The 19,767-nt window shown below is 41.6% G+C and carries 19 protein-coding genes; 10 read left to right on the top strand and 9 right to left on the bottom strand.

Annotated elements, in window-relative coordinates:
• Window position 1 precedes the first annotated feature (1 nt).
• The 3 genes from nuoM to upp all read left to right on the top strand — a co-directional run bounded on the left by nuoM (window position 2) and on the right by upp (window position 3,862).
• Entirely contained in the window at window positions 2-1,609 is a 1,608-nt protein-coding gene (gene nuoM / locus ACRAD_RS11710) for an NADH-quinone oxidoreductase subunit M (RefSeq protein WP_005018684.1), read from the top strand.
• Between the two features lie 3 nt (window positions 1,610-1,612).
• A complete protein-coding gene (nuoN, locus tag ACRAD_RS11705) occupies window positions 1,613-3,106 on the top strand; it encodes an NADH-quinone oxidoreductase subunit NuoN (RefSeq protein WP_005018687.1) in 1,494 nt (497 codons plus the stop codon).
• A 120-nt stretch (window positions 3,107-3,226) separates the two neighbouring features.
• Window positions 3,227-3,862, top strand: coding sequence for a uracil phosphoribosyltransferase (upp, locus tag ACRAD_RS11700; RefSeq protein WP_005018688.1), 636 nt, complete (start codon window positions 3,227-3,229; stop codon window positions 3,860-3,862).
• Between the two features lie 284 nt (window positions 3,863-4,146).
• On the opposite strand, the gene gigC is transcribed toward upp, so the two are convergent.
• Window positions 4,147-5,028 (bottom strand): LysR family transcriptional regulator GigC, encoded by an 882-nt coding sequence (gene gigC / locus ACRAD_RS11695; protein ID WP_005027671.1) that lies wholly within the window; start codon window positions 5,026-5,028, stop codon window positions 4,147-4,149.
• Window positions 5,029-5,113: 85 nt separating this feature from the next.
• Between gigC and ACRAD_RS11690 the strand changes: the two genes are divergently transcribed.
• Window positions 5,114-5,875, top strand: a complete 762-nt coding sequence (locus ACRAD_RS11690; protein WP_005027669.1) for a ferredoxin--NADP reductase — start codon at window positions 5,114-5,116, stop codon at window positions 5,873-5,875.
• A gap of 26 nt (window positions 5,876-5,901) precedes the next feature.
• Here ACRAD_RS11690 and ACRAD_RS11685 read toward each other — a convergent pair whose 3' ends face one another.
• Complete coding sequence (locus ACRAD_RS11685) at window positions 5,902-6,324, bottom strand: hypothetical protein (RefSeq protein ID WP_005018694.1); 423 nt, start codon at window positions 6,322-6,324, stop codon at window positions 5,902-5,904.
• Between the two features lie 156 nt (window positions 6,325-6,480).
• Between ACRAD_RS11685 and ACRAD_RS11680 the strand changes: the two genes are divergently transcribed.
• From ACRAD_RS11680 to ACRAD_RS16520, 4 genes are all read left to right on the top strand, one after another.
• Window positions 6,481-6,804 (top strand): flagellar basal body-associated FliL family protein, encoded by a 324-nt coding sequence (locus ACRAD_RS11680; RefSeq protein ID WP_005027667.1) that lies wholly within the window; start codon window positions 6,481-6,483, stop codon window positions 6,802-6,804.
• A 272-nt stretch (window positions 6,805-7,076) separates the two neighbouring features.
• Window positions 7,077-9,038 (top strand): mechanosensitive ion channel, encoded by a 1,962-nt coding sequence (locus ACRAD_RS11675; RefSeq protein ID WP_005027665.1) that lies wholly within the window; start codon window positions 7,077-7,079, stop codon window positions 9,036-9,038.
• A gap of 78 nt (window positions 9,039-9,116) precedes the next feature.
• A complete protein-coding gene (locus ACRAD_RS11670; protein ID WP_005027663.1) occupies window positions 9,117-9,323 on the top strand; it encodes a hypothetical protein in 207 nt (68 codons plus the stop codon).
• 145 nt (window positions 9,324-9,468) lie between these two features.
• The gene (locus ACRAD_RS16520) at window positions 9,469-9,615 is read left to right on the top strand and encodes a hypothetical protein (RefSeq protein ID WP_005027661.1); all 147 of its coding nucleotides are present in this window, start codon (window positions 9,469-9,471) and stop codon (window positions 9,613-9,615) included.
• A 1-nt stretch (window position 9,616) separates the two neighbouring features.
• Here ACRAD_RS16520 and ACRAD_RS11665 read toward each other — a convergent pair whose 3' ends face one another.
• The 4 genes from ACRAD_RS11665 to ACRAD_RS11650 form a co-directional block, all read right to left on the bottom strand.
• Window positions 9,617-10,816 carry a BaiN/RdsA family NAD(P)/FAD-dependent oxidoreductase gene (locus ACRAD_RS11665; protein ID WP_005027659.1) on the bottom strand — a complete coding sequence of 400 codons (1,200 nt, stop codon included), beginning with the start codon at window positions 10,814-10,816 and terminating at the stop codon, window positions 9,617-9,619.
• Between the two features lie 31 nt (window positions 10,817-10,847).
• Window positions 10,848-11,744, bottom strand: a complete 897-nt coding sequence (locus ACRAD_RS11660) for a 1-aminocyclopropane-1-carboxylate deaminase/D-cysteine desulfhydrase (protein ID WP_005027657.1) — start codon at window positions 11,742-11,744, stop codon at window positions 10,848-10,850.
• 102 nt (window positions 11,745-11,846) lie between these two features.
• Window positions 11,847-12,992, bottom strand: coding sequence for an HlyD family secretion protein (locus ACRAD_RS11655; RefSeq protein ID WP_005027655.1), 1,146 nt, complete (start codon window positions 12,990-12,992; stop codon window positions 11,847-11,849).
• Window positions 12,993-13,049: 57 nt separating this feature from the next.
• Window positions 13,050-14,687, bottom strand: a complete 1,638-nt coding sequence (locus ACRAD_RS11650) for an MFS transporter (RefSeq protein ID WP_005027653.1) — start codon at window positions 14,685-14,687, stop codon at window positions 13,050-13,052.
• A 463-nt stretch (window positions 14,688-15,150) separates the two neighbouring features.
• Between ACRAD_RS11650 and ACRAD_RS16515 the strand changes: the two genes are divergently transcribed.
• Entirely contained in the window at window positions 15,151-15,318 is a 168-nt protein-coding gene (locus ACRAD_RS16515; protein WP_005018716.1) for an NF038215 family lipoprotein, read from the top strand.
• Window positions 15,319-15,586: 268 nt separating this feature from the next.
• On the opposite strand, the gene ACRAD_RS11645 is transcribed toward ACRAD_RS16515, so the two are convergent.
• Window positions 15,587-16,042, bottom strand: a complete 456-nt coding sequence (locus ACRAD_RS11645) for a DIP1984 family protein (RefSeq protein WP_005027650.1) — start codon at window positions 16,040-16,042, stop codon at window positions 15,587-15,589.
• A gap of 186 nt (window positions 16,043-16,228) precedes the next feature.
• Here ACRAD_RS11645 and ACRAD_RS11640 point away from each other — a divergent pair, with 186 nt between their 5' ends.
• Entirely contained in the window at window positions 16,229-16,852 is a 624-nt protein-coding gene (locus ACRAD_RS11640; RefSeq protein WP_005027647.1) for a LysE family translocator, read from the top strand.
• Window positions 16,853-16,918: 66 nt separating this feature from the next.
• Here the strand turns inward: ACRAD_RS11640 and ACRAD_RS11635 are convergent, their stop codons facing one another.
• Both ACRAD_RS11635 and metG read right to left on the bottom strand, forming a co-directional pair.
• On the bottom strand, window positions 16,919-17,275 hold the full coding sequence (locus ACRAD_RS11635; protein ID WP_005027645.1) for a hypothetical protein: 357 nt from the start codon (window positions 17,273-17,275) through the stop codon (window positions 16,919-16,921).
• 144 nt (window positions 17,276-17,419) lie between these two features.
• On the bottom strand, window positions 17,420-19,480 hold the full coding sequence (gene metG, locus ACRAD_RS11630; RefSeq protein WP_005027642.1) for a methionine--tRNA ligase: 2,061 nt from the start codon (window positions 19,478-19,480) through the stop codon (window positions 17,420-17,422).
• Between the last annotated feature and the right edge of the window lie 287 nt (window positions 19,481-19,767).

The following is a 19,767-nucleotide window of genomic DNA, read 5'->3' as shown; positions in this document are numbered from 1 at the left end:
AATGGAAAACAATTTAATTTTACCCGCGCTGATCCTTGTTCCGTTCATTGCAGGTTTTATTTGCTGGCTGGTCGACAAGCTCGACCAACATCTACCACGCTGGATTGCTTTAATTGGCATGCTCGTTACTTTGGGCCTGACCATTGCTCTTTGGCAGACTGGTACTTATGACTATAGCTTGGGCCAGAAGGTTCCAACCTGGTCTGCAGAGTTTGCACTACCTTGGATTCAAACCCTGGGTATCAATATTCATTTGGCAGTAGATGGACTTTCTTTACTCATGGTCGGCCTGACAGCACTTCTTGGTGTGCTGGCAGTAGGCTGTTCATGGGGTGAAATCCAGAAAAATGTTGGTTTCTTCCACCTGAACTTATTATGGTCTCTAGGTGGAGTCATCGGGGTATTTCTGGCTATCGACATGTTCCTGTTCTTCTTCTTCTGGGAGATGATGCTGGTGCCGATCTACTTCCTGATCGCACTTTGGGGACATAAAGGTTCAAATGGACGTTCGCGTGTTTATGCGGCAACCAAGTTCTTTATTTATACGCAGGTTGCAGGCCTGATCATGCTGATCGGTATTCTGGGGCTGGTGATTTACGGTTATATGATGACCGGTACCATCAACTTCAGCTATAACTATCTGCTGGGCGTTGCCAATGCACTGGACACTCAGCTGCCTTCAGTTGCATACGCATTTATGATCTGTATGTTTATCGGGTTTGCGGTCAAGTTGCCAGTATTCCCGTTACATGGCTGGTTACCAGATGCCCATGCTCAGGCGCCTACAGCAGGTTCGGTTGACCTTGCAGGGATCCTGATTAAGACTGCTGCTTATGGTTTGCTCCGTTTTGTTATTCCGTTCTTTCCGGCAGCATCTGCAGATTTTGCCAATATCGCTATTATCTTTGGTTTGATCGGTATTTTTTACGGCGCATGGTGTGCTTTCCAGCAAACAGACATGAAGCGTCTGCTGGCTTACACTTCCATTTCGCACATGGGTTTTGTGTTATTGGCGCTATATGCCGGTAATATCCTGACCTTCCAGGGTCTGATGATCATGATGCTGGCTCATGGTTTGTCGTCTGCTGCATTGTTTATTATGTGTGGCCAGATTTATGAGCGTCTGCATACACGTGATATGCGTCTGATGGGCGGTATTCGCGGTCAGTTCCAGTATCTGCCATTCTTCCTGATGTTCTTCGTGGCAGCGTTAGTCGGTATTCCTGGTTTGGGTAACTTCATCGGTGAGTTCCTGATCCTGATGGGTTCTTATGCAAAATTCCCAGTATTTACAATTCTTGCAGCAGTCAGTCTGGTATTTGCCGGTCTGTACGGTTTAATCCTGATTCACAAAGCTTTATTTGGTGTGCCAAATGAAGAACAAAAGCAGCATTATTCACATCCATTAAAAGATCTGAATGCTCGTGAAATGGTAATTCTGTTGATCTGTGCGCTAGGTCTAGTCTGGCTTGGTCTCTATCCACAAACTTTCCTTGATGTGTCCAACTCAAGTATGGCGTGGTTAGCAAATAGCTACATTCCTGTTCAAGAAGTCGTTGATGTCACCCAGCAGGTGTCGACTCAACTCGAAAATGTGGAGATCCAATAAGCCATGAACTTCACAATGTCATTTTCCGAGCTTATGCCATTAGCTCCTGTGATGATCGTGGCCTTAACTGCGATCGTGGTAATGATCCTCACGGCAATCAAACGTAACCATAACTTGATTGCTACTGCCACAGTAGTGGGTTTAAACCTGTCCGTCATCTATATCCTGATGGAAATGTTCGGTGGTCATTTTGTACCGGCGAATGTTATGGGCATGTTTATGGTTGATCCATTTACCATGCTGTACCAGTTACTGATCTTGATCGCTGCACTGGCCTGTTCAACACTGTCTCATGCTTATATCGAGACCTATAAGAGTAACCGTGAAGAGCTGTATATTCTGCTACTGACTTCAGTGGTTGGTGCAATGCTGATGGTTTCAAGCAGTCACTATGCATCTTTCTTTATCAGCCTCGAACTGATGTCAATTCCGGTTTACGGTTTGCTGGCCTATACACATCAGCGCGCCCGTTCTCTTGAATCTGGTGTGAAGTACCTGGTGCTGTCAGCTACTGCTTCAGCTATGCTACTGATGGGTATGGCATATATCTATGCTTATACTGGCTCACTGTCATTCTATGACTCTGTACAGGCACTCATGCAGGCAATCCAGCAACCAATGGTAATTATTGGTCTGGGACTGATTATCTTTGCTATTGCATTTAAACTATCGCTGGCGCCATTTCATAAATGGACGCCTGATGTTTATGCAGGTGCACCAGCACCGATGGCAACCTTCCTTGCTACCGCAGCAAAAGTAGCAACTATTGGCCTGTTTGTGCGCTATATACTCACTTCAGGTGCGATCCTGATTGAGTCACTAGTGACTATTATTACCATTATTGCAGTTTTATCGATTCTGGTCGGTAACCTGCTGGCAGTTCGTCAAGTAAACTTAAAGCGCATTCTAGGTTATTCATCGATTTCGCATTTCGGTTATCTGCTGATTGCACTGGTCAGCATGACCTATGTAAGTCTGGGCAGTGTAAGCGTTTATGTGATTACTTATGTATTAACTACGATCGGCGCTTTCGGTGCTGTTGCCCTGATGTCGAGTCCATATAATAATCTGGATGAAGCTGAATCACTGGCAGATTACCGAGGTCTGTTCTGGCGCCGTCCGGTTCTGACTGCAACCTTAACTGTCATGATGCTGTCTTTAGCCGGTATTCCGTTGACTGCAGGCTTTATTGGTAAGTTTCTTGTAGTTATGGCAGCAGTTACTACCCAGCACTGGTTCTTGGCTGCAATGGTGATTGTAGGTTCAGGTATTGGTCTATATTACTACCTGCGTGTAATGGTGGTTATGTATATGACGCCGCCTGAGACACCGCGTATCGATGCAGATAAGCACTGGGGCCAGAAAGTCGGCGGTTTAATGGTTCTTGGTGCAGCTGTGCTGGTATTGTTCCTGGGTATCTATCCAGATCCGATGATCAAGCTTGCGCTCCAAGCCGAGATTTTATCTCCAATCCACTTCATGTTAAGTCAGCAATAATTCTTAAAAATTATTGGATTTAACAAAAAAAGCCCCCAGACATTGGGGGCTTTGCTTATTTCAGATATAAAAAACATTTATAATGCCCCCAACTAAAACTTATTCTTTAGGTGTTCTCCCGTGCCCATTCAAGAAATCCGACATCCATTAATCCGTCATAAAATTGGTCTTTTGCGTCGTGCCGATATCAGCACCAAGAATTTCCGTGAACTGGCTCAGGAAGTTACTATGCTGCTGACTTATGAAGCAACACAGGATCTGCCAGTAGTTGACCATGAAATCGCAGGATGGGCAGGACCAGTTACAACTCAACGTATTGCCGGTAAAAAAATTACCGTAGTACCAATTTTACGTGCCGGCATTGGTATGCTGGATGGTTTTTTAAACCTGATTCCGAGCGCCAAAGTTTCTGTATTGGGGCTTGAACGTGATGAAGAAACATTAGAAGCGCGGACTTACTATAAGAAACTGGTTCCAGATGTACAAAATCGTATCGCCATGATTATTGATCCAATGCTGGCCACAGGTGCTTCGCTAGTGGCTGCAATTGATGTCCTTAAAGCCAGTGGCTGTAAAGATATCCGGGTGATGGTCCTAGTTGCAGCGCCTGAAGGAATCAAGAAAGTAGAAGATGCTCATCCAGATGTGCGTATTTTTACTGCTTCAATTGATGAAGGACTAAATGCACAGGGGTACATTGTGCCGGGTTTAGGGGACGCAGGCGACAAGATTTTTGGTTCAGTACAAAAAGACTAAAATATTTGCTGTCGAGGTAAGAAAGAGGCGAAAGCCTCTTTTTTTATTAGAATATTTTAAATTTGAAATACTGCAAATTATGCTGTTAAGGTTAAGAGTGTAACATTATAGCAAAGGCCTGTACCCGCTTAATCTGGCTAGAATGAGCGTGATATTAGCCAGATGAATTCCTGCTAAAAAATGAGATTTTTTCAAAAATAGCTCCAAAATAAGAAAGACAGTAAGAATATAGCTAATGAAAATGATGTAGACTGATCAAAAAAAGCGCCTTAAGGCGCTTTTTTTTATCTCTCTTCACAAAATCGCATAAATGCTTTTAAACCCGGACCCTGATATTTCTGGCGGTGAACCAGCATAAAAAGAGGGCGCGTTAACTGCCAGAAGGGTGTATCTAGTATGACTAACTGACCTTTTTCACGAAGAGGCTCAATAGCTAGTCTGGAAATACAGGAAACCCCCATACCACCAGCAACTATTTTTAAAATGGCTTCATTATGCCCAAGCGTTAAACGGATGTTTGCATCAGGTAGATCCTGCAAAATACTATTATCAAATACTTCACGGGTACCTGAACCTTCTTCACGCAAAATCCACTCAGCATTTAAAAAATCTTTCTGACTCAGCGGTTGTTTATGCTGTGCCAATGGATGATCAGGTGCACAGCAGACAGCAAGCTCATCATCACGCCAATGGATACATTGCAGTTGGGGTAAATGGCATGAGCCTTCAATGAGTGCCAAATCCAGCTGAAACTGATTTACAGCTTCAATCATCTGGCGGGTATTACCTACCTGAAGCTGTAGATGAGCTTGGGGCTGAAGCTGCAAGAAGCCAGCCATCAGATCAGGCATTAAATAATCACTGATCGTTAAGGTCGCACCCAGACGCAAATCAATACTTTGTAGTTCACCTTTAGCAGCCTGTTCAAAAGACTCACAACGACCTAGTATTTCTAAAGCTTGCGGAAGCAAGAAACGTCCCAGATCATTCAGTTGTAGACGTTTACCTAAGCGGTCAAACAGGGGGGCACCCAAACCATCTTCCAGATCTGCCAGTGCCATACTGGCTGCACTTTGAGTCAGTTTTACGGCATCGCTTGCCCGGGTGACGGTACCCTCTTGAGCAACTGCTACAAAAACCGCCAGCTGGCGTAATGTCATACGCATGAATGAAGCCTTAACGTTTAAAAAATATAAAATAAATAGATGGTCATGCTACCATGAGCACAGTCTCTCATGCCATGTAGAAATCATGTCAATTGAAAAATTTACTCAGGAAAAAGTTTTATCAGTACAGCGCTGGACCTCTAACCTGTTCAGTTTTACGCTGACACGACCTGCACATTTCAAGTTTACTGCCGGCCAGTTTGCGCGTATAGGCTTAAAAGTTGGAGATGAGCTGATCGTACGCGCTTATTCAATTGTTTCTTCACCTTTTGATGAAACTCTGGAATTTTTCTCGATTGTTGTGCCTGACGGGGCTTTTACTTCTCAGCTACAGTACCTGAAAGTAAATGACGAGCTGTATCTGGAAAAGATTCCTTATGGATATCTGACTTTGGCACGTTATCAGTTGCCACTGCCTAAAGATCTATGGCTGCTTGCCACAGGAACTGGTCTGGCGCCGTTTCTATCAATGCTACAGGATTTTGAAACTTGGACTAAATATCAGTCAATTCAGCTGGTCTACAGTGTACGTACAGAGGCCGAGTTAGCTTATCTAGACCGCATTCAGGAAATGGCCAAAATATTTGGGGAAGGGCATCAAGGCTTTCATTTTATACCAGTTATCACCCGTGACCCAAATGCCCGATTACATGAACGTTTGCCCGTACTTATTGAAAATGGTGCACTGGAAGCTGCGGCAGGGCTGCAATTTAACCCTGAGACCAGTCATGTAATGCTTTGTGGTAATCCGCAAATGGTAGAAGATACCAAGGAGGCACTGAAACGGCGTGGGCTCAGTATGAATCGTCGGGGTGAGGGAAATATTGCGGTGGAAAATTACTGGTAAGGGATAATAAGTATAGATAGATATGTTTAATGTACAAACATATCTACAAACTCACGGATCTCCTGAATTGCACTGTCAACATCTGAACTGAGCCAAGTCGGTTCAAATATCCCTGAATAATGTTCAATACGGTCTTGTGGGACCACCAGCCGGATTGGACAGTCTTCTTCAAGCAGGCGCCAAGGAATAATAGGCACTTCCTGATCCAGAAATGCACTGATATTACGAATATCAATGATCATCGCATTTACACAATCGGGAAATGGCATTACTGAAAATTCTTCAGTACGACGCCGAAAGTATTCTAGATCGCCCCACTTTAATACATAGCTAGGCTTGCTAAACTCAATAATCCCGATCAGGTGCAGGTCACGCGTATGATGTAAATAGCACTGATGCGTAACATCGGTGTCTAGATCCAGTGAGGTACGCTGTAGACGATATGCCATAAATAAACAGAATGCATAAAACTTGGCCCAATAGTATAGCGCATTTTTAACTACAACTTAGAAACATTGCACACGTTCCCACTATGCTTTTTCACACAATACAACATAAGTGCTTGTTATGATGAAAATCCAAGCCATAAGAATAAGAGAATGACTATGCAACACGATTTTAATAAACCGCCTCATACTAATGGCCCACAGGATACGGTAAAAAAAAACCGTTTACCTATTTATATTCTTATTGCGGTAGGTATTTTTCTGGCGGCTTTAGTGGTTTATATGATTGGCGACCGTGATCCGGATTCTTCTGAGGCTCCGCCACAGCATCCTAATGCAGAAATGGAACAAGCTTCCATGAACAATACAACCCCAGCAGTAGCCGGTAATACCGAAGCGACGGCAGTAGACAGTACGGCAACAGATACTGGCGGTACAGCAGCAGCTCATGATACCGGTACTGGCTCTGCCCATGGTCAATAAGGCTAGCTAGACGAGGATCAGACTATAGTGGCGGCTGTTTAAATATTGCTATCCACTTAAGTCACCTCAGCCTATAGCCTTAATGTGTATACATTAGGGCTTTTTTGCAATCTTTTACTGACGATTTGTTGTATTTATGCTCACTGTAGTTGAATAAACATTGTCCACAAAATATGTTGAAAAGGAATATAAGCCTAGCTTTCTAAACATTCTTAACAACTTAAAACGCTTTAAAACAAGCAAATTGAAGCATAACAAGAGGGCATAACAAAATGAATGATTACTATGCTGGAGGAGCCCGAGGTCCGGGTTTTGATGCAATGTACTATTGGGATCAATTCCATCCCATTATTGCGGCGGTTGTGATATTAATTCTGGGCTGGATTATTGCATTGGTCATTGCTGCCGGAGTTAAAAAGCTTCTGCAAAAAATGAATACCAATCATAAATTATCTAATGCAGCAGGGCACACTACAACTACAGGAACGTCTCCGAATTATGAGGGACTTTTCTCACGTATTGTATTCTGGTTTATTTTAATTATTGCCATTATTGCTGCTTTAAATGTTCTGAATATCAATAGCGTCAGCGGTCCGTTTAGTAATATGATCAGTCAAGTGCTGGTATTTATTCCTAATCTGATTGCAGCAATCGCGGTAGGCTTTATTGGCTGGCTGGTAGCACGTCTGGTGCGTACCGGTTTAACCAAAGTACTGGCCCGTACACAACTTGATGAAAAGTTGAGTAATGATGTCGGTGTAAGTCCTATCAGTAAAAATATTGCTGATATCATTTACTGGTTAATCCTTTTACTGTTCCTGCCAATTGTCCTTTCTATTCTGGGACTGGATGGCCTCTTGGTGCCAGTTCAAAACCTGGTTAATAAAGCTGCGCTATATATTCCTAATATATTCATGGCAGCTATCATCCTGTTTGCAGGCTACATTCTGGCCAAAATTGTTCGTGGTATTGTAGAAGGTCTGGTTAACAGCCTTGACTTGCAGACTCAGGTACAAAAAGTAGGTTTATTTAAAAATTCTAATTTACCTGGATTCCTTGGTTCATTCGTGTTTGCAATCATTATGATTACAGCACTGATTGTAGCTTTTGAAGCATTAGGTATACAAAGTATTTCTCAACCTGCAACTGCGATGCTCTATGAAATCATGAACGCAATTCCGCATATTATTGCTGCGGGCCTGATTCTGATTCTGGCATACATTGTGTCACGCTTTGTCGGTCGTCTGGTTGCTGAACTGATTGCCGGTACAGGTGCAGATGAACTACCAGCTAAGGTTGGTGTTCAGCGTTTCATGGGTAATGCCAAAGTATCCAGTATTGTTGGTTACCTAATTGTATTCTTCACTATGCTGTTTGCTCTGTCTGAAGCAGCAAACCGTCTTGGTTTTGAGCAGGTCAGCGCGCTGATTGCCATGTTCATTTACTTTGGTGCCAATATCCTGCTAGGTGCAGTAATTTTGGTAGTAGGTTTCTGGCTGGCCAATATAGTAGCGAATGTTGTTGAACGTGGTGAATACAATAGTTCACGTTGGTTAGGTTGCCTGGTTCGTGTATTAATCATGGGTCTGGTAATTGCTATGGGTCTACGTGCAATGGGCATTGCCGACTCTATTGTAAACCTTGCCTTCGGTCTGACTCTGGGTGCTGTGGCAGTAGCATTTGCTCTAGCCTTTGGTTTAGGTGGACGCCAACCGGCTGAACGTGTTTTGACTGACTTGATTGATAAAGCGAAACGTGAGGCGAACCATCCAAATCCTTTACGTAATAATGACTCCGGTACTACCAGTTCAACAATGACTTCAACCACTGGTTCATTTGCAGCTGCTCACACCCCTGCAACTAGCCCGTCAATGACTTCATCTCAAGGTACAGATACTTCAGCTGCTAAATCATCTGAATTATCTATGGACGGGGCTTCGTCCCAGGTAACTGACAGCACAACTAAAACTGCGGAGAATGGAACTTTTATGCCAGATACCGATAATGATACCAATGCGCCAATGCGTACTGATTTGTCAAATACTACTCCGGCGACATTAACGACTGCACCATATGGTGATAATGAAGCCTCTGGCATTGATCAGGTTACGCCTGATTCAGTAGGGGTTAATCCAGTAAATCCGCCTACTAATAATCCATTTGGCTCTACAGGTGAAGCTGAGCCGAATGTAGATGCTAACAAAAATCCAGAAAAGAAAGATGATCAAAAATAAGCTTTGATCTGAATAAAAGATGGGTCACCTGAGCGTGGCCTTTCTTTTTAAGTTCATAACAGGAGAGGTATAAAAATAATGCAAAACTATCCGGAGCGACGTCCACCCAACAAGGTTCTTGCACCATTAATTATTGCCGGTATTACTACAGGTTTTTTAAGTGCGGCTTATAAGTTTATCTTTAAGAAAAATTCTGAGTTAAGTCATAAACAGAATATAACCGAAAATAAGTCCGAACATAATTCAAAGGTAAAATGTCCAGAACAGAAGCATGAGGAGTTCTGAAAAATCTTTAGGACCAAATATCGTCATGAAAATATGGCAAATTTTATAGGGTCTCAATTGTACTGAGGAAACAGTTTATATATGATGAAGACTTAAAGAAAAATATTACTCAGCTATTCAATAAAAATCTAAACAAGGAACTGTTATGTCAATTAAAAATCTTTTAAATACAATGTTTAAAATAGAAAAATCAAGTTCAATGAGGCTTGCTGTAAACAAGATGGAAACAGCCATTAGCCGTTTACAGCAGGCGCGCCAGATCATTTTATTACGTACAGATTATCTCGAATAACTTATACATATTGACTGGCAGCATGGGCAGAAGCCCATGCCCATTGAAAGTTGTATCCCCCTAAGTGACCAGTGACATCCAACACTTCACCAATAAAATAAATCCCTTTCTGTTTTTTGCTTTCCATGGTTTTGGATGAAACTTCAGTCGTGTCTATCCCACCCAAAGTTACTTCAGCGGTACGGTAACCTTCTGTGCCAGAAGGCTTAACACTAAAATTTTGCAGATTCTCACCGATTTCTTCTAGTCTCTGGTCACTTAAATTACCAATTCCAATTTCAGATTCTTCAGGCCAAATCAAGTTCTGTAGCTCTACTACAATACTTTTAGCCATATATTCATTAAGTAATGTACGGAGCAGAACTTTAGGCTGCGACTGCTTTTTTTGTTTTAACCATATCGCTATATCTGTTCCCGGCAGAAAATTAATCTGAAAGCTTTCACCATTACACCAATAATTAGACAGTTGTAGGGCACTTGGGCCACTTAGACCGCGATGGGTAAATAACAGGGCCTCAGTAAAAGTATTTAAGGAATTACTTAGAGTTGCCTCCAGTGCATTACCACTTAAACGGGTAGTCACTTCCTTGAACTGATCACTAAAGGTGAAAGGAACTAAGCCTGCACGGGTAGAGTAAACATAATGACCAAACTGTTTTGCCAGTTCATAGCCGAAACCTGAACCACCCAGTGTAGGAATGGACAAACCACCAGAAGCTACAACAACAGATTCACAATTAAACTGACCTTGTGCTGTGATAACTTCAAAGCTGTTTTCACAAAGTGGATTTACCGCTTTGACTTCACAGCTGCTTCGAATTTCAACATTCCCTGTTTTTTTACATTCGCTGAGCAGCATGTTTAAAATATCTTTGGCGCCGTTTAAGGTAAAGAGCTGTCCATGCTTGCGCTCTTCATACTCAATACCATAATCACACACCAGTCCAATAAAATCCCAGTTGCTATAGCGGGATAGAGCAGAGATAACAAAATGCGGATTATGGGAAATGTAGTGTTCAGGCTCGACATATAAATTGGTAAAGTTACATTTACCGCCACCAGACATAAGAATTTTTTTGCCGACTTTATTGGTTTTCTCTACAACCAGAACCTTACGCCCCCGTCTGGCAGCCAAAGCTGCGAGCATTAGTCCAGATGCGCCGGCACCTATAACAATCACATCATAATATGCTGCAGCCATCAGTAATTCCCAGTCATAAAAAAGCTCGGCATTATAGTCGATTTTCAGAAAAAGATTCAGGAGGTAGAGGGAAACCTTGTAATCCTCCACTGTGAATGGCGAGAATACGGGTATGAGGTTGAAAATAATTTTTTTGAATCAGATCTATTAGTCCAAATAGCATTTTTGCCGTATAGATTGGTTCAAGAGGAATACTATAAGCTTTCTTAAAGTGTTGTATAAAGTCGAGCAGCGCAGGCGTAATTTTAGCATAACCACCAAAGTGATAATCCTGTAGCAGCTGCCAGTGGGTTTTGTTAGTCCATTGAGTGATTTCTGCTTGTAAAAAATCTCCCTTTAGCACTGGAAAACCTAAGACCTGATGCTGTTCTGAACTGGCTTCAATCAAGCCACTCATAGTTCCGCCAGTACCCACCGCACAGCAGAAAACATCATAGTTTTCCAGATCTTGTGAAGAAAGGATTTCCTTGCACCCAGTTACAGCGAGTGAATTGGTACCGCCTTCTGGAATGATATAAGCCTGAGGAAAACGTTGCTGTAACGTCTGCAGGTAGGCCTGATCAGCCCGGTATTTGTATTCATGACGACTTATAAAATAGAGCTGCATGCCATTTGCTTGGGCCTGCATAAGGGTTGGATTAAACGGACGCTGAGCCAGTTCTTCTCCCCGGATAATACCTATAGTAGATAAACCGGCAAGTTTGCCTGCGGCGGCGGTAGCAGCAATATGATTCGAAAAAGCGCCTCCAAAAGTCAGAAGTTGTTTGAATCCTTCTGCCAGAGCAAAATGGATATTGTTTTTAAGTTTATAAAATTTATTGCCAGAAATTTCTGGATGAACCAGATCTAGCCGCTTGACAGTTAAGCTCAGTTGAGCGTGCTGAATAATAGTCTGGTAAGGTACAGGCTGAGCTAAAAGGTCAAGCATAAAAACTGGCAATATAGACTAGACTAAGATAAAACAATCATAAACTGTTGTAGCTAAAAAGGCAGTTCACTGCTGTTACATGGTAGTTATTTAAACAGCTCATTATGAGCTGGTATCAACTGAACTGATTACGGACATACCCGGACGCAAATCCTTAATTCCTGGCTGATTTGGATCAATTGCAATCCGTACCGATATACGCTGTACCACCTTGGTAAAATTGCCTGTAGCATTATCAGCCTTAATTACACTAAATTCTGAACCGGCTGCTGGAGCGATCCGTTCTACGCGACCAGTAAACTGACGATCATTCAAAGCATCTACTGTAAAACTTGCTTTCTGACCAACTTTCATATTGGCAATCTGGGTTTCTTTAAAGTTGGCAATAACCCAAGTCTGTTTTGGAATCAGAAATAACAGCTGTGAACCTGCAGCAACGTATTGCCCCACACGCGGGTTTACCTCCCCAAGCTGGCCGTCCATTGGAGCACTGATCAGACTATAATTTTGGGTGGTCTGAGCCTGTGCTTGTTGTGCCTGTGCATTTTTGACCTGTGCTTTCAGACCAATCTGGGCCACTTGAGCAGTTTTCAATGCTTCACGTGCGACCTCAACATTTGCCTCAGCCTGTCTAAGCTGTGCTTGTGCATTTTTTACATCAGCTGCGGCTCTATCCTGTTCTGTTTTAGAGGCAGCACCACTATTACCAAGCTGCTGATAGCGCTGTAGCTGGCTACGCGCTAGTTCATACTGTGCTTTGACCTGTTCTACCTGCGCCTGAGCTGCTGCAATATCGGCGCGGTGCTGGGCAATTGCCTGTTCTTGGTTAGCCAGATTGTTTTCTGCCTGTTCTACCGCAGCTTCTGCCTGGACAACTTGTTCCCCATAAGTTTTCGCATCAATTCTCAGTAAAGGTTGCCCTTTTTTGACATAGTCAAAGTCTTTGACCATAACCTGCTGAATATAGCCATTAATTTGAGAAGACAAAATAGTTGTTTGCCCTTTAACATAGCTGTTATCAGTACGTTCGATTGCTGTATGAAACGGACCTAAATGCCAGGCCCATAAGATAATTGTAATACCAATAATTAAAACAAGCAGCATCCAGAATAAAGTGGAATGTCTGGTTGGAATCAGCTTGCTGGAAGGTTGAGGTGTAGCAGGAGCTTCAGTCTTTTCATGCTCAACCTGTTCAGATTGTGCTACCGGTTCTGTCTGTTGATCAGTTTTATTTTGGTCTTCTGGCATGGATATAACTCAAATTCTGTTTTTATATCAAATTTTCATTTAACTTGCAGATTGTGTCTATGTCTGCATGCGTCTTGCAACAATCTTCATCCGGACAATAATAAACAGACCCCAGATTAGCAGTACTACAGCAAACAGCCCGTTCAGGGCAATAACATCATTATAGGCCCGGACTTGTGCTTCGCGGGTTACAACTTGATTCAAGTTTCGTAATGCTTGAGTTTGTGCGAGTACCGTATCAGGTGACTGGGCAGCTGTGGCTACTTGGTATTGATGTAAACGCTGGCTAATCAGTGGATCGGTTCTGTCCATTTCTAAAGTAATTTCAGCTTTGTAGTTTTGGGTACGATGCTGTTGGTAGGTATTGAAAAATGAAGAACCGACCAGTCCGCCAAAAGTCTGAGTTGCAGAGAACAGCACAATGAAGGTAACGACATGCGATGGCCCTTGTGCTAGTGTTTTGGCAAAACCGGCCAGTAGCAGGGGGCCAATAAAAACACCACCTGCAAATCCAACCAGAAACTGACTGGTAAAGAAATTGGAAGGCCGTACATCACTGGTCAGATGATAATCTAGACCACATGCCACCAGGATCAAAAACTCAGCCAGTACCAGATGTATAATAATTCGCTCTCTAGAAAAGGTTAGAGCACTAAAAAGTGTACCAGACAGAATACCCGCTCCAATAACGATATACAGTGGCACAAACTGGTCTGGCCCCATACCTATCGTTTTTAAAAAACTGACAGCGGCATAACTTTGTTCCGACATGAGCAGACGAATGGCAAAAGCGCCCAGAATAAAATGTAAAATTGCCCCTGTACTCAACCAGCGCGTCATAATAAGCGGGTTGACCCGGTAGTGTTCATAAAGTAATCCGGCGACTAACAGGGTAAGACCAGCAATAAGCACATATGCCAGCCATTCACTATTAAACCACCACAAGATTGGTCCCTGAGTAAGTACTATACACAGGGAGGCAAAACCTGGAGCAAGTAATAAAAAAGTAAAAAAGTCCTGTTTTTCAAAAACATAAATTCTTAGACTGCGTGGTAATTTTAATGAAACTACCATTGCCAGACAGCAGATGGCTAACCCTAGTTCAAAAGTGTAAAGTACCATCCAGCTATGAGTATCGACCAGGTAAGGTGAAATAATCCAGGCTAGAGGCAAGCCAAGCTGCTGAAAACCAAAAGCAATATAAATACCTTTGGCCATATCTTCTTTCTTGAAAGCTTGCATAACATAATACATACCTAGAGAACTGAGCGGCGCGGCAGCCAGACCGGCAATAAAACGGGCAAAGAGAGCCATTTCATAGGTATGTACTAAAATATGCAGAATCAGAACTGCAATAAAAGCAATCAGCCCGACTTCTGAAAACAGACGTAAACCATATTGTTGTCGGGCTTTAAATAAAATCAGGTTTGAGCTGACATTAGCCATAACATAGGCTGCTGGTAGCCATGCCGCTTCTGATAGGGTTAAACCATATTCTCCCTGAATGATAGGTAAATTGGCAGTGATAAAGCCATTACTCAAGCTGGCCGCAATGGCTACAAATAATCCAATAAACAGATAAAGAAAACGCTTTGGGCGTGAGTGGGCGATTGCTGCTGGAGAACCAGGTAAGGTCGGGCGTTCATCCGGTGTCCAGTCCGGTGGAGTTTCTATAAAACGTGGTGTTTTATCCATACAGCTTCCCAGTTTTAGAACCCAAGGTTATAAACCTTAAGTTCCACTCATATTTCCCTATATTAAGGCGACCGCCAACTCTATAAATAAAGCTTCAAACAAAGAGTGAGCTTATTACAAGTCATAGCTTTCTCGCTAATTGAATTTTTAAGTATTAAAAATGATGGAGAGTTCGACTAGGCATATATTGAAAGCTATATACTGATATGTAAGTAAGTTTTTTGTTGAAACTTTAAAGCTTTAGTTAAATATAAGACACCATAGTATAAAAAGAAAACTGCATTTATACTTTTCAAAGGGGCAGTTTTGAGCATGCTCCTTATGGTTTTCTGCAAGTTTAAGGAAGGCTAAAGTAAATATAAGTTTTATATAAAAGTTTACTTATTCAGGCTGTTTGCTGAGCGATGACTGTTGTATTATTTTCAGTATGAAACAATAACAACAACAAAAAAGGAGTGCCAGTATGGAAAAGCAGTCCCCAATTTTTTATCTATTTGTATTAATGCTGCTGAGCGGATGCGGTCAAGATCAGTTGAATAAACCGGTAACTCAGACACCGCTCAGTATTGCAGGTACGCCTGTATATGAGCAGCATTACCGTTTGACAGATACACAAACAGCTAGGCCATAAGACAAATTATATCCTTACAAGAGAGTTAGCTGAAAAAGAAAGGAAGGTGGGCATATTGTCAGTACGCGGTAGTGCCAACTAAAGAGTAAGAGATAAAAGATGAAAAGTGCTACGTCAGACTAATGAAGTATTGAAGTAGACGTCTTACCTCTATGCAAGGGTTTGTCTTATTTAAAACCTTACAAACCGGATAAAAAGGTCTTGTACTCGCCCAATATGCCCGAACTTTGAATATTGTCCTGTTTTTAAAAACAGATCAATAAAATAATCAAATGAGATCTACTTGCCAGTTTGATGCTTGAATTTCCAGATTGTTCTGACGCAATTTCTGACTGATCTGGTCGGCCTGTTTTTGTAGATCGCTGACAGAGACTACTTTTATCCAGCGAATTTCACTGGAACTGTATCTTGCAGATTCACGCCGTGTACTGTCAATTGCCTGTTGAAGAATACGATGCTGACTAATCAGGAAATCCCGTTCATTTAAAACATCCAGTAAAGCTTTACCCTGAACGGTTTGGGCCTGGGCATTAGTCATGTGAATCCGTTTAATCAAATCATGCAGCTCGGTGTTGACTGCAAATGCTTCTTTTAGCAATTGCTCGGGGTCTTCACTGGGCTGGTCGCCTTCTTGTATCAGTACATTGTTATTAATACGTTGCTGCAAAGATGCAAGCTTGGTCTGTAAGTCACTTCGCAGTATCAACGCTTCAGCAAGTTTCATGAGATAAAGTTATACTCTGCTATTTTCTTAATATAAAAATATTCTGAGTCTTTATTTAATACTATACAATTTCAGTTTGTATCTTGGCTGCTGTATGTTTTCTAATAAATTGATAGACTAAATCTATGCACTTCGCTATAAAGACCACGATTAAAGATTTCTCTCTAATGATTTGAGGACACGCTTGTGGAATCGTTATTTATTATAGGTTCAATTGCACTAGCTCTGATGCTGGGCGCAATAAGTCCGGGCCCAACATTTATTTATGTGGCAAAAAATTCAATTGCGATTTCACGTAAGCATGGCCTGTTTACTGCACTGGGCACAGGGACTGGCGCAGCATTGTTTGGTTTTCTTGCCGTCATGGGGTTACAAGCCATATTGCTGGCTGTGCCTTCGGCCTATTTTATTTTGAAAGTCTGTGGCGGTTTATATTTACTTTGGCTGGCTTATAAAATTATTAAGCATGCTAAAGAACCAATGGGTAGTACCTATGGATCAGTTCAACCGATGAGCTATGCCCAAGCTTATCGTTTAGGCCTGATTACACAGTTAAGTAATCCTAAAATTTCTATTATTTTAGCCAGTATTTTTACTGCACTCTTACCTAAAGAAATACCTCCCTATTTTTATGTGGTCTTACCTCTGCTGTGTTTCTTTATTGATGCTGGCTGGTATTCTCTGGTAGCTGTTGCACTATCTGCCGAGAAGCCACGTCAGGTTTATTTGAAGTTTAAAGCTATTTTTGACCGGATTGCTGGTGGTGTAATGACATTATTAGGTCTTAAATTAATTTTTGGGATGAAGTAATAATTTCTTTTTTTTATGAAATAATAAGGCTTGTTTAAAAAGCCCCTCACTTGAGGGGCTTTTATCTTATTTTCTACAGTTTGGTTGAGAAAGGTCAATCACTTGAGAGCCTTCTACACGGTAACCAATTTGACCAACAAGAAAAGCCTGATTTAATTGAGTAATAACTACATCAGAAAGCGCTACAGAGCATGGATTTTTTTCAATGGCACGATCAATAGCAGTTTTAAAGTTTGGTATGCCTAGTGGAAACAATATAACAGGTACTTTATCTTCACCTGTAACGCGTTCACCTTTAATAAACTGATTAGAGTTTAAGTTATAGTTTTTGGTTGAAGCAACCGTCATATCTGCAATACGCATCGTACAACCTGTAATTGCAATAGTTGATGCAGCTAGTGCAATTACTAATAGATTTTTCATATATTCCCCGAATAATTGTAATAAATAAAAAAGCGCAGGTATTTTTTAATAATTTAGAATAAATTTCAATAAATTAATTATACTTTTAAATAAAAAGGCCTCTATAGTTGCTATAAAGACCTTATGCAGTTTAAGTGTTGAGTGTTAAGACACTTTATCACCCGGTTTAGCACCATTCTCAGGTGAAATTACCCACACACCTTCGCCATTACCTGCCGCCAGAACCATCCCGTTAGAAATACCAAAACGCATTTTACGTGGGGCCAGGTTTGCCACCATAACAACTAATTTACCTTTAAGATCTTCAGGTTGGTAAAACTCACGAATTCCACTAAATACATTTCGCGGTTCAGTTTCGCCAACATTTAAGGTAAGTTGAAGAAGCTTATCAGACCCTTCTACATGCGCAGCTTCTAAAACTTCTGCTACACGCAGGTCAACTTTTATAAAGTCTTCAATACCAATAATGTCTGCTTCACCGACTTGAGCTTCAGCTTTTTTCTCTTTGGCTTTTTCTTTTTTCTTCTCTACTTTAGCAGGCTCTGCCACAGGTGCTCCTAATGACTCTTTAGATGCATCAACTATTGCTGTAACTGCTTTTGGATCAACGCGTTGCATCAGCGGCTGGAATAGTCCAATTTCATGATTTACCAGTATCTGCTTACGGGATTCAAAGTTAAAACTGTCAAGCTTCAAAAAGTCTTGAACCTGTTGAGCTAATACTGGAAGTACGGGCGCCAAGTAAATTGCCAGTTGGCGGAACAGGTTAATACCGACAGAACATACATTATGAACTTGAAGCTCTTCACCTTCAATTTTCGCAAGCGCCCAAGGTTTTTTCTCATCAATATACTGATTTGCACGGTCAGCCAAGGCCATGATTTCACGAATAGCAGTCGAGAATTCACGGGCTTCATAAGCCTTCGCAATCGAATCGCCAGCTTCAATAAAACTCTGTACCAGCTCAGGTTCAGCACATTCAGCAGATAGTTTATGATCAAATTTAGTATTAATAAACTTGGCACAGCGGCTGGCAATATTAACCACTTTTCCAACTAGGTCAGAATTTACCTTCTGAATAAAGTCGTCCAAGTTAAGGTCGGAATCTTCTACTTTGTCTGAAAGCTTTGAAGCAAAATAATACCGCAGGTATTCAGGATTTAAATGTTCCAGATACGTTTCTGCTTTAATAAAGGTCCCACGAGATTTTGACATTTTCTGTCCATTAACAGTCAGAAAGCCGTTTACAAATAAACCTGTAGGGGTACGATAATTAGCACCTTCAAGCATGGCAGGCCAAAACAGGGCATGGAAATAAACGATATCTTTTCCAATGAAGTGATACACCTCATTTTCAGAATCTTTTTTCCAGAAATCATCAAAATTTAAATCTGGGCGTTTGGTCTGGATATAGTTTTCAAAACTCGACATATAGCCAATCGGTGCATCTACCCAAACGTAGAAGTATTTATTCGGTGCATCTGGAATTTCGAAACCAAAATAAGGCGCATCACGGGAAATATCCCAGTCTGAAAGCCCTGCATCAAACCATTCATCTAACTTGTTGGCAATTGAAACCGGTAAACGTCCTGAATCACGAGTCCATGTCTGCAGATATTCTGAAAAGTTAGGTAATTTAAAAAAGTAGTGATCTGAAGATTTCTCTACTGGTGTCGCGCCGCTTAAAGTTGATTTTGGATTAATCAGCTCAGTTGCATTATAGGTCGTTCCACATGCTTCACACGAGTCACCGTATTGGTCTTCCGTTTTACATTTTGGGCAGGTACCTTTAATGAAACGGTCTGAGAGGAACATGCCTTTTTCAGGGTCAAATAGCTGAGTAACCGGGCGAACCGCAATATTTCCAGCTTCACGGTTTTTAATATAGATTTCTTGAGAGCGTGCTTTATTCGTGTCGCTATTGGTAGAGTCATAATGATCAAAGTGAACCCCAAAGCCATTAAAGTCACGAATGTGTTCTTTTTGCACATTGGCAATCTGTTCTTCCGGTGTAATGCCATTTGCCTCGGCACGTAACATAATTGCTGTACCGTGAGCATCATCTGCGCAGACATAAGTCACGTCATGGCCCATTGCACGCATAGCACGAACCCAGATATCCGCCTGGATATAACCAAGTAAGTGTCCCATATGGATGGGGCCATTAGCGTAGGGAAGGGCGTTAGTGACTAAGATATTACGCACAGATTGACTCTCTCATTCGTATTCATTATTTAAGACGGTCAATTTTACCTGATGAGCGAAGGAAAACAAAGCGAGGCTTTATTTAACAGTAAGTCTCACGCTGTAGTTAAGTAAAGAAAGAAAAATGAGTTTTCAAAGAAAATAAGACCAAATTTTTATTTGATAAATAAAGGCAGAGATAATTAAAAAGAATTGAATAGAACTAGATTTAGAAAAGAAATTAGAAACCAACAGCTATAAAGCTGACTAAATTACTTGAAAATTAGAGGCTTTTGTCTGTCTGGCAC

Source organism: Acinetobacter radioresistens DSM 6976 = NBRC 102413 = CIP 103788, assembly GCF_006757745.1.
GTDB lineage: Bacteria > Pseudomonadota > Gammaproteobacteria > Pseudomonadales > Moraxellaceae > Acinetobacter > Acinetobacter radioresistens.
The sequence above is the reverse complement of the archived record's forward strand: the minus strand, read 5'-3'. Positions and strand labels throughout refer to the sequence as shown.